This window comes from Kitasatospora arboriphila, from assembly GCF_039528095.1.
GTDB lineage: Bacteria > Actinomycetota > Actinomycetes > Streptomycetales > Streptomycetaceae > Kitasatospora > Kitasatospora arboriphila.
This window is the reverse complement of record NZ_BAAALD010000064.1, coordinates 18385-31606: the sequence shown is the minus strand read 5'-3', so window position 1 is coordinate 31606 and position 13222 is coordinate 18385. Positions and strand designations below refer to the sequence as shown.

At 76.3% G+C, this 13222-nt stretch carries 10 protein-coding genes; 5 read left to right on the top strand and 5 right to left on the bottom strand.

All coding sequences use genetic code 11. The features are described 5' to 3' along the window. Nucleotides 1-79: 79 nt before the first annotated feature. From ABD353_RS27255 to ABD353_RS27240, 4 genes are all read left to right on the top strand, one after another. A complete protein-coding gene (locus tag ABD353_RS27255) occupies nucleotides 80-1441 on the top strand; it encodes a diaminobutyrate--2-oxoglutarate transaminase family protein (protein WP_344626327.1) in 1362 nt (453 codons plus the stop codon). After that, nucleotides 1438-2880 carry a pyridoxal phosphate-dependent decarboxylase family protein gene (locus tag ABD353_RS27250; RefSeq protein WP_344626326.1) on the top strand — a complete coding sequence of 481 codons (1443 nt, stop codon included), beginning with the start codon at nucleotides 1438-1440 and terminating at the stop codon, nucleotides 2878-2880. The genes ABD353_RS27255 and ABD353_RS27250 overlap by 4 nt, the downstream gene beginning before the upstream one ends. Before the next feature lie 427 nt (nucleotides 2881-3307). Further along, nucleotides 3308-4027, top strand: coding sequence for a tRNA-dependent cyclodipeptide synthase (locus tag ABD353_RS27245; protein ID WP_344626325.1), 720 nt, complete (start codon nucleotides 3308-3310; stop codon nucleotides 4025-4027). Between the two features lie 47 nt (nucleotides 4028-4074). Continuing rightward, nucleotides 4075-5277 (top strand): cytochrome P450, encoded by a 1203-nt coding sequence (locus tag ABD353_RS27240; RefSeq protein ID WP_344626324.1) that lies wholly within the window; start codon nucleotides 4075-4077, stop codon nucleotides 5275-5277. Nucleotides 5278-5296: 19 nt separating this feature from the next. On the opposite strand, the gene ABD353_RS27235 is transcribed toward ABD353_RS27240, so the two are convergent. The 5 genes from ABD353_RS27235 to ABD353_RS27215 all read right to left on the bottom strand — a co-directional run bounded on the left by ABD353_RS27235 (nucleotide 5297) and on the right by ABD353_RS27215 (nucleotide 12080). Beyond that, on the bottom strand, nucleotides 5297-6103 hold the full coding sequence (locus ABD353_RS27235) for an inositol monophosphatase family protein (protein ID WP_344626342.1): 807 nt from the start codon (nucleotides 6101-6103) through the stop codon (nucleotides 5297-5299). A 97-nt stretch (nucleotides 6104-6200) separates the two neighbouring features. Beyond that, a complete protein-coding gene (locus tag ABD353_RS27230) occupies nucleotides 6201-7373 on the bottom strand; it encodes a type III PLP-dependent enzyme (RefSeq protein ID WP_344626323.1) in 1173 nt (390 codons plus the stop codon). Next, nucleotides 7370-9148, bottom strand: a complete 1779-nt coding sequence (locus ABD353_RS27225; protein ID WP_344626322.1) for an IucA/IucC family protein — start codon at nucleotides 9146-9148, stop codon at nucleotides 7370-7372. The genes ABD353_RS27230 and ABD353_RS27225 overlap by 4 nt, the downstream gene beginning before the upstream one ends. Nucleotides 9149-9195: 47 nt before the next feature. Then, nucleotides 9196-10887: an IucA/IucC family protein gene (locus ABD353_RS27220; protein WP_344626321.1), complete on the bottom strand. Its 1692-nt coding sequence runs from the start codon at nucleotides 10885-10887 to the stop codon at nucleotides 9196-9198. Further along, complete coding sequence (locus tag ABD353_RS27215) at nucleotides 10884-12080, bottom strand: ATP-grasp domain-containing protein (RefSeq protein WP_344626320.1); 1197 nt, start codon at nucleotides 12078-12080, stop codon at nucleotides 10884-10886. Before ABD353_RS27215 ends, ABD353_RS27220 begins: the two co-directional genes overlap by 4 nt. A gap of 341 nt (nucleotides 12081-12421) precedes the next feature. Between ABD353_RS27215 and ABD353_RS27210 the strand changes: the two genes are divergently transcribed. Continuing rightward, a complete protein-coding gene (locus tag ABD353_RS27210) occupies nucleotides 12422-13195 on the top strand; it encodes a (2Fe-2S)-binding protein (RefSeq protein WP_344626319.1) in 774 nt (257 codons plus the stop codon). Nucleotides 13196-13222 lie beyond the last annotated feature (27 nt).

Below are 13222 nucleotides of genomic sequence, written 5' to 3'. Positions count from 1 at the left end.
AAATGTCCGATCCTGCGGCGGCGGACCGGCTCCAGCCGGTAAAGTTAGGCTTACCTAACTTCGCGAGGAGAGCCCGTCCGTGAGCCCCACCGTCGACACCGCCGCCCCGGCCGGTGACGCCATCCTGCGCCGCCAGCGCATCCGCGAGTCCGCCGCCCGCACCTACGCCCGGTCCTTCCCGATCGTGCCGGTCCGGGCCAACGGCATGACCGTGGAGGGGGCCGACGGGCGGCGCTACCTCGACTGCCTCAGCGGGGCCGGCACCCTCGTCCTCGGCCACAACCACCCCGTCGTGCTGGAGGCCATCCGCCGCACCCTCGACGGCGGCGCCCCGCTCCACCTCCTCGACATCGCCACCGCCGAGAAGGACGACTTCACCACCGCCCTCTTCGAGGCGCTGCCGCCCGCCTTCGCCGCCCGCGCCAGGGTGCACTTCTGCGGCCCGGCCGGCACCGACGCCGTCGAGGCCGCCCTCAAGCTCATGCAGACCGCCACCGGCCGCAGCGGCGCCCTCGCCTTCACCGGCGCCTACCACGGCATGACGGCCGGGGCGCTCGCCGTCACCGGCTCGGTCGCCGTCAAGGCGCCGCTGCCCGGCGGCGGCGAAGTCACCCGGCTGCCCTACCCGTACCCCTACCGCTGCCCCTTCGGCGTGGGCGGCGAGCGCGGCGCCGAGCTGTCCGCCGCCTACACCGAACGGCTGCTGGACGACCCGGCCGGCGGGGTCACCGCCCCCGCCGCGATGATCCTGGAGGCCGTCCAGGGCGAGGGCGGAGTCGTCCCGGCCCCGGACGACTGGCTGCGCACCATGCGCCGGATCACCGCCGACCGCGGCATCCCGCTGATCGTCGACGAGGTGCAGACCGGCGTCGGCCGCACCGGCGCCATGTGGGCGGTGGAGCACAGCGGCATCGAACCGGACGCGATGGTCCTCTCCAAGGCCATCGGCGGCAGCCTCCCGCTGGCCGCCGTCGTCTACCGCGAGGACTACGACGGCTGGCGGCCCGGCGCGCACACCGGCACCTTCCGCGGCAACACCCTCGCCATGGCGGCCGGCGCCGCCACCCTGCGGTACGTCGCCGCGCAGGGCCTGGTCGAGCGCTCCCGCACGGTCGGCGCACGGATGGCCGCCCGGCTCGCCGGCCTGCAGGGCCACCTCCCGGTGATCGGCGACGTCCGCGGCCGCGGCCTGATGCTCGGCGTCGAACTCGTCGACCCGGCCGGCACCCCCGACAGCTGCGGCGCCCTGCCCGCCGACCCGGCGCTCGCCGTCCGGGTCCGCGAGGCCTGCCTGCAGCGCGGCCTGATCGTCGAACTCGGCGGCCGCCACGGCGCGGTGCTCCGCCTGCTGCCGCCGCTCACCATCACCGACGAACAGGCCGACGCCGTCCTCGACCAGCTCGCCGACGCCGTCGAGGCCGCCGCCCGGGCGCAGCCGTGAGACCCCCGGCCGGCCCCGCCGCCCTGCGGCCGCTGCTGGACGAGGTGCTGACCGCGCTCGCCGCCGTGGCCGAGGACCGCGGCGGCCCGATCCCGGCCGGCCGGCCCGACGTCATCACCGGACTCGTCCGCGACGCCCTCGCCGCCCCGCCCGGCCCCGACGCCCTGGCCCGGCTCACCCGGCTGCTCGCCGGGTACGCCGCCGACCCGGCCGACCCCGCCTGCGCGGCCCACCTGCACTGCCCGCCGCTGGCCGTCGCCGCCGCCGCGGATCTCGCCGTCAGCGCCCTCAACCCCTCCCAGGACTCCTGGGACCAGGCCCCCGCCGCCACCGCCCTCGAGACCGCCCTGCTCGCCGAACTCGCCGCCCTGGCGGGCCTCCCGGCGACAGCCGCGGGCGTCCTCACCTCGGGCGGCAGCGAGTCCAACCTGATGGGCCTGATGCTCGCCCGCGACCGCGCCTTCCCCGGCGCCGAACTGCACGGCCTCCCCGCCGGGGCCCGCCCGCGGATCCTCGCCTCCGCCGCCGCGCACTTCTCCGTCCAGCGCGCCGCCGCCGTCCTCGGCCTCGGCGAACTGGCCGTCCGGTCCGTCCCCGTCGACCGCACCCTGCGGATGGACGGCCGGGCCCTGGCCGACACCCTCGCCGACACCGTCCGCCGCGGCGAGACCCCGATCGCCGTGGTCGCCACCGCCGGCACCACGGACACCGGCGCGATCGACCCGCTGCACCGCGCCGCCGACCTCGCCGCGCAGTACGGCGCCTGGCTGCACGTCGACGCCGCGTACGACGGCGGCGCCCTGCTCTCCGACCGCCTCGCCCCGCTGCTCGACGGCATCGGCCGCGCCGACTCCCTCGCGCTCGACTGGCACAAGCTCGGCTGGCAGCCCGCCGCCGCGGGCATCTTCCTCGTCCGCCGCGCCGACACCTACGCCCCGCTCGCCCGCCGGGCCGTCTACCTCAACCCGGCCGACGACGAGGAGGCGGGCTACCCCAGCCTGCTCGGCCTCTCGCTGCGCACCACCCGCCGCCCGGACGCCTTCAAGCTCGCCGTCACCCTCGCCGTGCTCGGCCGCTCCGGCCTCGGCGCCCTGGTCGACGCCTGCCACCGGCTGGCCCGGTACGCGGCCGAGGCCGTCGCCGCCGAACCCGAGCTGGAACTCCACTGCCCGCCGGTGCTCACCACCGTGGTCTTCCGCCACCGGCCCCGGTCGGCCGACCCCGCCCGGCTCGACCGGCTCAACGCCGAACTCCGCCGCGAGCTGCTGCGCACCGGCCGCGCGGTCGTCGGCCGCACCGAACTCCCGGGTGACGGCCCCGGCCGCGTCCGCCTGAAGCTCACCCTGCTGAACCCGCACACCGCACCCGCGGACGTGGACGCCGTCCTCGCCGCCGTCCTGGCGGCCGGGCGCCGGGCGGAGGAATCGCACAGCGGCTGATGGCGGTCGGCCAGTTCCTTTCGGAGGAAGACACACTGGCCATTTCTCCGGCGATTTGTTAATCGGCGAACATTCGTTCCGTGGACATACGGTGTGACGCTTGTCCAGCACTTTTCAGCCGTGCCCGGTGGGAATTCCGCCAATTCCCGGGCCGGGCTTGCCGACCCGGTGAAGATCGGCGGTAGCTTCTCGTGGTCGCCGCCACACCGGGAGCACACGGCTCCCCGGGACTAGCGGCGCGAGGGGGCTCCGCCGTGCCGTCTTCGGCCTGCTCGCGGGCGATCTGAGCCTGCCCGCCCCCACTCCCCGGCCCCGTCCGCAGCGCCCCACCCCGGCGCCGGACCCGTGCGGCCGCCCTGCACGCGCACCTCCGGCCCGGTGAATCCGGAGCCGTCCGCACCCGTCCCCGTCCGGCGGAGGAATCGGCATGAGCGAAACACTGCTGAGCACCACGATCGACGAATTCCAGGCATTCCCGTACTCCGAGCAGTGCCGCCGGGTCTTCGCCCGCGGCGACCACCTGCTGATCGGCGTCAGCCCCGGGAACAGCTATTTCAGCGCCCGCCGCATCACCCAACTCGTCCACTGGGGGAAGGAGTTCTTCGACTCGGTGGACATCGTCCACGCCGACCTGCACGTGGACGCCCAGTTCGGCGCCCAGGGCTACCCGCCGGACGCCGCCGCCCGCCGCGCCGCCAAGGAGGTCAAGGCCACCCGGCGCCTCGCCGGCCGCTGCCCCGCCGACGCCGGCCGCCCGGGCGTCCGCACCCACGCCCTCTCCGACTTCACCGGCGGCGAGACGTACCGTCGCCTGCACGCGGAGGTGCTGGCCGCCCTGGCGGACGACCGGCCCTTCCGCGAGGCCGCCGAGCGGATGGCCCTCGGCTTCCTCCGCGCCCGGCTCGACGGCGCCGCCCCGACCGCCGACCAACTCGCCGCCGGCCTGCGCTACATCGCGGCCGAGCTGCCGTTCTTCCTGGACACCCCGGCCCTGCTCGGCGTGCCCAGCTCCGTCGCCTGCTACCACGTCGAACTGCCGCTCACCCCCGTGCTGTTCGGCCGGTCCGACGGGCTGCGCGCGGCCCCCGGCCAGGCCTACGCGGTCGTCCGGCCCACCGACGCCGCGGCCGACCGCCGCGCGGCCTGAACCCCGATCACCGCACCACCCCCACCCCTGCCACCGCGAGGAGCCCGATGACCGTCACCGAACAGCCCGAGTTCACCTTCCCGCTCTCCCGCCGGGGCGACCTCGTCCCCGAGGAGGTGGCCGCCCTCCGCGCGAAGCACCCGGTGGCCAAGGTCCGCACCATGACCGGCGATCCGGCCTGGCTGGTCAGCAGCTTCGACCTCGCCCGGCAGGTGCTGGAGGACGAGCGGTTCAGCCTCAAGGACACCGCCAACCCCGGCGTCCCGCGCCAGTACGCCCTGACCATCCCGCCCGAGGTGGTCAACAACATGGGCAACATCAACAGCGCCGGGCTGCGGCAGGCCGTCATGAAGACCCTCAACCCGCGCGCCGACCGGGAGTTGGCACCCTGGCTGGCCGCCGAGGCGCACCGGCTGATCGACCGGCTGATCGAGCAGGGCGCCCCCGGCGAACTGCGCGACGGCTTCACCGAGCCCTACTCGGCCGCCCTGCACTGCAGGCTGCTCGGCATCCCCACCGACGACTGGCGGCGGCTGATGGCCGGCATCGACGTCGCCTTCCTCACCAGCCCCACCCCCTTCGAGGGTTCGGCCGCCAACTGGTACAAGGACCTCGGCTACATGGTCGACCGGCTCAACGCCGACCCGGAGCCCACCGAGGGCCTGCTCGGCCGCTTCGCCGAACTGCGCCGCTCGCCGGACGCCGCCGACCGGATCCCCGACGAGCTGCTCGCCACCGTGGCGCTCTCGCTGTTCGGCGCCGGAGCGGTCTCCACCTCGTCCTTCCTGCTGCACGCCGTCATCATGCTGGTGCAGCAGCCGGAGCTCGCCGGGCGGATCCGCACCGAGCCGGGCGTGATCGACCGCGCGGTCGAGGAACTGCTGCGCTGGAACCTGTCCATCGGCGACGCGCTGCCCCGGCTCGCCCTGGCCGACGTCCGGCTGGGCGAGGTGCTCGTCCGGAAGGGCGAACTGGTACTCGTCCTGGTCGAGGGCGCCAACCACGACCCGGAGGTCTTCCCGCACCCCGAGCGGATCGACTTCGACCGCCCGGAGAACCCGCACCTCGCCTTCGGCGCCGGCCGGCACTTCTGCCCCGCCTCCGCGCTCGGCCGCACCCACGCCGGGATCGCACTGACCGCGCTGGTCCAGCGGCTGCCGGAGCTGCGGCTCGCCCTGCCCGTCGAGCAGCTCGCCTGGCGCCCCGGCTTCATCAAGCGGCTGCCGGAGCGCCTCCCGGTGCTCTGGTAGCACGGGAGGCCACCGGGGGTCAGTGCACGGCGGCGCCGAGCAGGATCTCCTGGGTGCGGTCCCACACCGCCGGGTCGCAGGCGACCAGCAGCCCGTCGAGACCGCCCGGCGGCTCCGGGCGGTACTCGCTGCCGTCGAGCCGCGCGGACACGCCGCCGGCCTCCGTCACCAGGAGCGAACCGGGGGCGTGGTCCCACGGCAGGGTGCGCCAGTAGAGGATGAACTCCTGCCGGCCGTCGGCGAGCTGCGGGTACTCCATGCCCGCCGACCGCCGGCCGGCGGACACCTCGCCGAACACCCGGGCATTGGTCTGCAGTCGGTGGTGCAGCACCGGGTCGAGGAAGCGGCTCTTCACCGAGCCGCGCCACGTCGCCGGCTCCGGGGCGGCCGGCTGCCGGACGATCCGCTGCCCGTCCCGCCAGGCGCCGGCGCCGAGTTCGGCGGAGTAGCAGACGCCGTCGACCGGCTGGTAGATCCAGGAGGCGACCGTACGGCCGGCCCGGACGAGCGAGGCCATCACCGCGAAGTCCGGGCGGCCGGCCACGAAGTTCGCGGTGCCGTCGACCGGGTCCACCAGCCAGCACGCCGGCTCGGTGGAGAGCGCCCGGGCCAGCGACGGATCGGCGGCCACCGCCTCCTCGCCGACCACCGGCACCGGCAGCAGCTCGCGCAGCCGCCGGGAGATGATCACCTCGGCCTCCCGGTCGGCGACGGTGACGATCTCACCGGGTGCCTTCTCCAGCACCTCGCCCGCCGCGAGGGCCCGGAACCGGGGCTCGACCGCCTCCGCCGACGCCTCGGCGAGGATCTCCGCCACCTTCTCCATCAGCACCCGAACGCTCCCTTCGCCGGGTACCACTCTCCCATGCCCGGCCACCCCCGACCTGCGGCGGCCCCGGGACCACCGGGCGCACCCGGGACCGCTACCCGTCCAGGAAGTGGAAGCCCGGGTGGGGGTGCATGAGGAACTCGTGGTGGGAGATGTTCCAGGCGTAGGCGCCGGCCATGGCGAACACCACCCGGTCGCCCGCCCGCAGGCCCGCCGCGGGCACCCGGGCGGCCAGCACGTCCTTCGGCGTGCAGAGCTGGCCCGAGAGGGTGACCGCCGGGCCCGCCGCGGTCGGCCGCTCCCACGGGTGCGGCCAGTGCTCGGACGGCAGCACGGCGAACGGCTGGGCGTGGCCCCGGGTGGCCGGGGTCCGCAGGTGGTGGGTGCCGCCGCGGACGACCGCGAAGTCCTCGCCGTGGCTGTGCTTGAGGTCCAGCACCTCGGTCGCGTACCAGCCGCAGTAGGCGGTGAGCGAGCGGCCCGGTTCGATCCGCAGCCGCAGTCCGGGGTGCCGGTCGAGCAGCTTCTCCAGGCCGGTGCCGTAGGCCGTCCAGTCGAAGCGGCGGCCGGGGTCGGCGTAGTCCACCGCCATGCCGCCGCCGACGTTGGCCTCGGCCAGGCCGAGGCCGGCGGTGTAGTCCACGATCCGCTCGGTGAGGGCGAGTTGGCCCGCGGCGTCGAGGCCGCTGGCGAGGTGGGCGTGGATGCCGCGCAGCCGCAGCCCGCCGGAGCCGGGGGAGTCCAGCAGGCGCAGGCACTCCTCGACGCCGGCCGGGTCCATGCCGAACGGGCTGGGCCGGCCGCCCATGGCCAGGGCGACACCGTCGAGGCGGCCCTCGGCCACCGGCAGGTTGGCCCGCAGCAGGACGTCCACGGCCTCGCCGGAGGCCGCGAGCAGGCGCAGCTCGTGGACGCTCTCCACGTGCCAGCGGTGCACCCCGGCGGCCAGTGCGGCGGCGATCTCGGCCGGGGTCTTGCCGGGGCCGCCGAACGCGGTCGGCGCGCCCGGCACCGCGGCCCCGACGTGGGCCGCCTCGCCGCCGGAGGAGACCTCGTAGCCGTCCACGTACGGCCGCAGGGCGGTCAGCAGGGCCGGCTCCGGGTTGGCCTTCGCGGCGTAGTACAGCTCGACCCGGGCGGGCAGCGCGGCCCGGACGGCGGCGGCGTGGGTGCGCAGCGCCGGCAGGTCGTACAGGAAGGCGGGCAGCTCCTCCGGGGCGAGCGCCTCGACGCGGCGGGCGACCAGGGCGCCCGGGGCGGCGTTCACCGGGCGGCCCCGCTGCGGGCGGCCTCGGCGAGCACCTCGGGGGCGAGCGGCGAGGGCAGCCGCACGTAGCCGGCCTGCCGGTCGGGGAGGCGTTCCCAGCGGGTCAGCAGATTGGCCTTGGCGGGCAGCGGGGCGCCGTCCAGCAGGGCGGTGAGCCGGGCCGGGCGGCCGTGCGCGTCGGCGCACTCGTCCAGCACGGTGCCCAGTTCGGCCCAGAGGTCGGCCTCCAGCCGGCCGGACCGGGCCGGCGGGGCCTGGTCGGCGAGGGCGGCGAGCAGCTCGGAGAGGTGGTTGACCAGCAGGCAGTAGACCACCCGGTCCCAGCCGCGGTCGGCGTCGTAGGTCATCGGCCCGGCGACCTCGGGCGGCAGGCCCGCGAGCGCCGCGCCGTGCCGGCCGGGCAGCAGCTTGGTGCCCTCCAGGTCGCGGAAGAGCACCTGCCCGGGCCGCCCGTCGCCGTCCACGCAGACCAGCACGTTCTGCAGGTGCGGTTCCAGCACCACGCCGTGGTCGAAGTAGGCGGCGAGCACCGGCGGGACGACCAGCCGCAGGTAGCGGGCCCACCAGTCGCGGGCGGCGGTCGGGCCGGCGCCGTCCAGCAGCGCGGCGACCTGCGCCGAGCTGGTCGGGTACTCGTCGGCGACGGCGGCGGCCAGCAGCGGCGTGAGGCCGGGGCGGACGGCGCCGGCCAGGCCCTCGCGGACGATCAGGCCGAGGCCCTCGTACAGCGCGGTGTCGGGGCGGCCGTCCGGGCCGGGCAGGGCCAGCGTGCGGAAGGCGGGTTCGCGCAGCACGGCGGCGTCCGGGAAGCGCCGGGCGAGGTCGGCGAACGGCCCGGCCAGCAGCCGGGTGAGCGCGACGGCGCCGGCCAGCTCGTACGCGGCGTTCTTGCGCAGGCAGTTGGTGATCCGCACGTTGAGGCTGAACTTGAGGAAGGCGCCGGCGCCGTAGAGCGTGCGGACGGAGGCGGTGGCGGTGAACGGCGCGCCGCCCGGGCCCAGGTCGAGCACGTCGCCGCGGGCGAGCGCGGCGGTGAGCGCCGGGTGATCGCGCAGCAGCGAGAACTGCCACGGGTGGGCGGGCAGCAGCCGGTAGCCGGCCGGGACGGAACCGCGCAGCCCGTCGAGCAGGACGACCGCGGCGGGGTCGGCGGCGTCCTCGGCGAGCAGCTCTGCGCGGACGGCGAGGTGGCGCAGCCGGAAGGCCGCCCGGGCCTCGGGCGCGTAGGCCGTCCAGGTGGCCGGGTCGGCGGTGCGCCCGGCGGAGCGGGCCTTGGGCGCGGGGTGGAAGCGGTGCCCGAACAGCAGCGCCTGCTCGGACTCCAGGTAGCGGTCCGGCCCGGGCTCCGGGCGGTCGGCCAGGGCGGCGCTCACCCCGGCGTGGCTGGAGGCGAGTTGGGCGAGGAACTCGTCGTTGGCGGTGCCGCCGCGGTGGCCGAGTTCCGCCTCGACCTGCTCGGCGAGCTCCCGCCAGCCCAGCTCCCGCCAGGCGCCCTCTCGCAGGCTGTTCGCCCGCGGGGCGTCGGCGGTGTGGGTGAGGACGGGGCCGGTGAAGCGGTGCGCGCCGGAGAGCGAGGTGCGGCGCAGCGCGACCCGCAGCAGCGCGCCGCGGCGGGGCAGCCGGACGACCAGGTGGCCGTCCAGGACGGCGGTCTGGTGCTCGGGCGCGGAGACCTCGCGCAGCAGGCAGTTGAGCAGGGTGTGCGCGACGGCGTGGTCGGCGCTGGGCAGCCCGGTGGGGGCGCAGGTGTGGCGGGCGTCGAGCCGTGGGGTCATCCGGTTGCTCCCTCGCGGGTGTGGGCGGCGGGCGCCTGCGGGTGTGCTCACCTGGGCGCCTCCAGCAGGTAGTTGGGCCCGGTGGTGTAGTGCTTGTTGATGTCGGCCGCGCCGGAGCGCTCCTTGCTGAGCAGAGTGCCGGCGGTGACCATCGCCTTCACCGGCAGGTCCGGGGCGTCGAGCAGGGCGGTGCGCAGCGGGGCGCCGGCCGGGCCGAGCCGGTCGACGGCCTCGGTGAGCCGGGTGCGCAGCAGTCCGAGGGTCCGTGCGAGCGGGGCGCGGCCGAGGGCGGCGAGCCCGAAGGCGAGGGCGCCGGTGCACAGGTGGCCGGTGATGGTGGTGAACAGGTCGGTGACCGGCCGGTCGTCCGTGCCGGCGATCCGGGCGTCGTCGAACGCTTCGGCGTACGGCGCCAGTTCGCCGAGGCGGGTGGTGTTGAGGCGGGGGCCGTCGTCGTCCTTGAGCAGCAGCCGCATCCGGGTGCGGCCGCCGGGGCGGTCCAGCACCAGCGAGGTGTTCTGCTGGTGCGCCTCCAGGGCGATGCCGTAGGAGAAGAGCGTGGTGTGCCAGTCGAGCAGCAGCTGCAGCAGCTCGTCGTAGAGGCGCAGCACGTCGCCGCCGTGGAAGCGGTCGGCGAGGTGGTCGAGGACGGTGCGCCCGCCGGGGGAGGGGGCGAGCAGGGCGGCCAGCGGGACGGTCACCGACCCGTCCAGGCCCGCGGGTTGGCGGCGCAGCAGGACGGCGAGGAGCTCGTGGCCGGCGTGGGCGAAGCACTGCTCGTCGGCGTGCAGCACGGTGCCGGCGAACCGGGCCTCGCGGGCGGTGACGGCCTCCAGCAGCCGCTGCCCGGCGGCACCGTCGACCAGGCTGCCGGGCTTGATGGTGCGCCGGTTGCGCAGGCCCAGGGTGGCGGTGGCGACGGGCAGTTTGAGGTGGACGGACGGGTCCTCGACGACCGCGACGGTGCGCATCGACAGGGTCGGGCGGACGGTCAGGTACGGCCGCTCGGCGAGCCGGGCACCGGGCACCGGTGCGGCCAGGCCGGGTGTCGCGGTGAGCGGGTGGACGGGCAGGGCGAAACCCGGGCCGGGCTCGCCGAGGTCGGCCGGGGCGGGCCACCACCCGGGCAGCGTGCCGGCTCCGTGCCGGGTGATGGCCGCCTCGGGCAGGATCAGCCAGCGCAGTTCGAAGGCGGGGTGGAACTCGGGTGCGTGGCCGCGCAGCTGGTCGTCGGTGAGGCCGGCCCGGCCCCGTCCGGCGGGGTGCACCGGGTGGTCGAGGTAGGCGGCGAGGGTGTCGAAGCCGAGCGAGGCGGCCGGGCCCGTCCAGTCGGCCGGGTCGGGGCCGAGGCGCTCGGCGAGGCCGTCGAGGACGGCCGGCCGGGCCAGGTCGTGCAGCCGCATGGTGGCGAGCGCCTGCCGGCACTCCTCGGCGAAGGCGGTGTGGCCGTCCCGGTCGCGCGGGTCGGCGAGGCCGGCGACCGCGGCGAGGATCTCGTCGAGGCCGGTCAGCGGGCGGCCGTCGACCTCCAGCAGCGGGCGGCGGGCCGTCCAGCGGCTCTGGAACCCGTCCTCGGTGACCGGCAGGGCGAGCCGGCCGCCGCGCAGCCAGACGCCGTCCGGCCGCTCTTCGAGCGCGGCGGCCGAGCGCAGCCCGAGCACGTCCTCGCGGTGCAGGGCGCCCAGCACGCGGCGGGTCAGCAGCTCCTCCGGGTCGTCCGCGCGGACGGCCGCGGTCACGGGGTGATCTCCCAGCGGTTGGCGGCGAGGAACCGGTCGACCGCGGCGTCCACGGCCGTGCGGTCGGCGCCGACCGCCCAGACCACGCCGAGGTAGTCCCGGTTGGTGCGGTGGTGCTCGTGGTGCTCGCCGATCGGGCGGAACGGCCGGTAGACCAGGCGGACGCCGTCCTCCTCGTGCTCCTGCGCGGGCGGCGCGGCGGTGAGGGTGCCGGCCCGGTCGGCGAGCACCGGCCGGTTGTGGCCGTGCGTGCCGGTGCGGGCGCCCAGGTCGTCCGGGAGCGCCTCGCCGAGGTGGACGCGGAGCACGAGTTCGAAGTACGGGATGTCCAGCAGCTCGGCCAGCATCAGGTCGCACTGGTCGCCGATGGCCCGGTAGTTGACCTCGATGATGCGGGCCCGGCCGTCCGGCTGGACGACGAACTCGGTGTGGCAGGCGCCGAGCCCCACCCCGAGGGCGTCCAGCTGGGCCAGCACCTGGTCGACCACCGGGCCGGGGTGCTCGGCGACGAACTCCAGTGCCTCCTCGACGAAGTGCGGCGGCGGGGAGAGCCGGGTGCGGAACCCGCCGAGCACCTGGCGGCGGGTGCCGTCGCCGAGCGTCTCCAGGGTGTGCAGCTCGCCCTCCAGGAACTCCTCGACCACCAGGGCGTCCTGCGGCCGCCGCCGGCGCACCGCGGCGCAGTGGGCGGCGAGTTCGGCGGCGTCGGCGACCAGGGCGACGTCCTCGCTGGCGACCCCCTCGCGCGGCTTGACCACGCACGGGTACGGCGGGTCGAGCTCGGACACCGGCTGCCCCGGGGCGAGTTCGAGGGCGCGGACGGCGTCCGGGCCGGCCGCGGCGAGGTGACGGCGGAGCTGCGCCTTGTTCTTCGCCCGCAGGGTGGCCCGCCAGTCCTTGGCCGGCAGTCCGAAGTAGTCGGCCGCCAGGGCGGTCTGGGTCTGCAGGTGGTCGCTGTTGCTGAAGACCGCGTCCGGGGCGTGGTGACGGGAGACCGTGCCGACGACCTCGCGGAAGTCGCGGACCTCGCAGCCCAGCACCTCGGGCGGCGCGGCCAGCCCGCGGTAGGCCTCGCGGTGGGCGTCCGGCTGGTCGGTGAGCACGGTGACCGAGAGGCCGAGCCGTTCGGCGGCGGGCAGGAAGCCCTCGGTGACCGAATCGGTCGGGTTCAGGGCGAGCAGGTACAGCCGCATGGGCGTCGTCCTCGGGTGGTGGCAGGGGCCCGCGGGGCGCGGGGCGGGCACGTGTCGGCGGCGGGCGGCGGGGTCGGGCCCCGACGGGCGGTCAGGCGGCCGGTCCGGTGCGGTCGATCGTGCCCGGGGGCGGCGCCCGGAAACCGCGGTCCGGCCGGGGGCCGGTGGCGGCGGTGCGGGCTTCGGCCACGGGACGCTCTGCGGTGGACACGGAACGGAACCTTAGGTTAGGCGTACCTAATCGCGTCAAATCGGCCGATCTGTCGGGGTGTCGGTGTGTCGACGGCCCGTCAGGTCCATGTAAGGTGAGGCATACCTTAGTTGATCACGGGAGTCCTCCGATGCTCCAGCTGACGGCCGCGCGCGCCTCTGCCGCCGGGCCACCCGCATCGATTCGGCGTCTTGTCGACATCTGCCCGGCACTGCCGGTCACCCTGCTCGACAGACCGCCGGCCGACCGCGAACGCTGGTGCCCCGGAGACGCCCTGGCCGCCCGCGCCGAATCCCTCGTCGCCGCCGAGGCCGCCCGCATCGAGGCCGCGCACGGCACCGCCCCGCGGCCCCACGTCGCCGCGTCCCGGCTCCTCCACCACTACCTGTGGTCGCTCTGCCTGCTCACCGCCGGGCCCTGGTACCTCGACGAACGGGCCGCCCGGATCGCCCCCTCCGCCCTCTGGATCGAGGAGTCCACCGGAGACCTCGCCCTGCTCGCCGACCTCCCCGACGGCGGACCGCACGGACCGGACGGCCTGCGGACGGCGGTCGCCGCCCACGCGGGGCCGGTGCTCGGCGCCTTCCAGCCGTACGTCCGGCGCGGACCCCACGCCCTCTGGGGCATGGTCACCGACGACCTGGTCTCCGCCCTCTGGTACCTCGGCCGGATCCTCGGCGAGGAGGACCGGGCGGTCACCGCCGCCTCCGTCCTGCTGCCCGGCGGCACCCCGCCCTTCAGTGGCGCCGCCGCCTTCCGCTGCCTCCCCGGCACGGAGGGCCGCCGCCACTGGACCCGCACCCGCCAGGGCTGCTGCCTCTACTACGCCGTCCGCCCGGACGAGGCCTGCACCACCTGCCCCCGCACCCCCGACGACGAACGCGTCCGCCGCCTGGAGTCGTGAGTGCGGGTGGACCAGGTGCCCCCACGC

Excerpts from the sequence above, each read along its gene's own strand:
- ABD353_RS27245 (WP_344626325.1), top strand. The coding sequence starts at position 3,308 with ATGAGCGAAACACTGCTGAGCACCACGATCGACGAATTCCAGGCATTC.
- ABD353_RS27240 (WP_344626324.1), top strand. The coding sequence starts at position 4,075 with ATGACCGTCACCGAACAGCCCGAGTTCACCTTCCCGCTCTCCCGCCGG.
- ABD353_RS27235 (WP_344626342.1), bottom strand. The coding sequence starts at position 6,103 with ATGGAGAAGGTGGCGGAGATCCTCGCCGAGGCGTCGGCGGAGGCGGTC.
- ABD353_RS27225 (WP_344626322.1), bottom strand. The coding sequence starts at position 9,148 with ATGACCCCACGGCTCGACGCCCGCCACACCTGCGCCCCCACCGGGCTG.
- ABD353_RS27215 (WP_344626320.1), bottom strand. The coding sequence starts at position 12,080 with ATGCGGCTGTACCTGCTCGCCCTGAACCCGACCGATTCGGTCACCGAG.
- ABD353_RS27210 (WP_344626319.1), top strand. The coding sequence starts at position 12,422 with ATGCTCCAGCTGACGGCCGCGCGCGCCTCTGCCGCCGGGCCACCCGCA.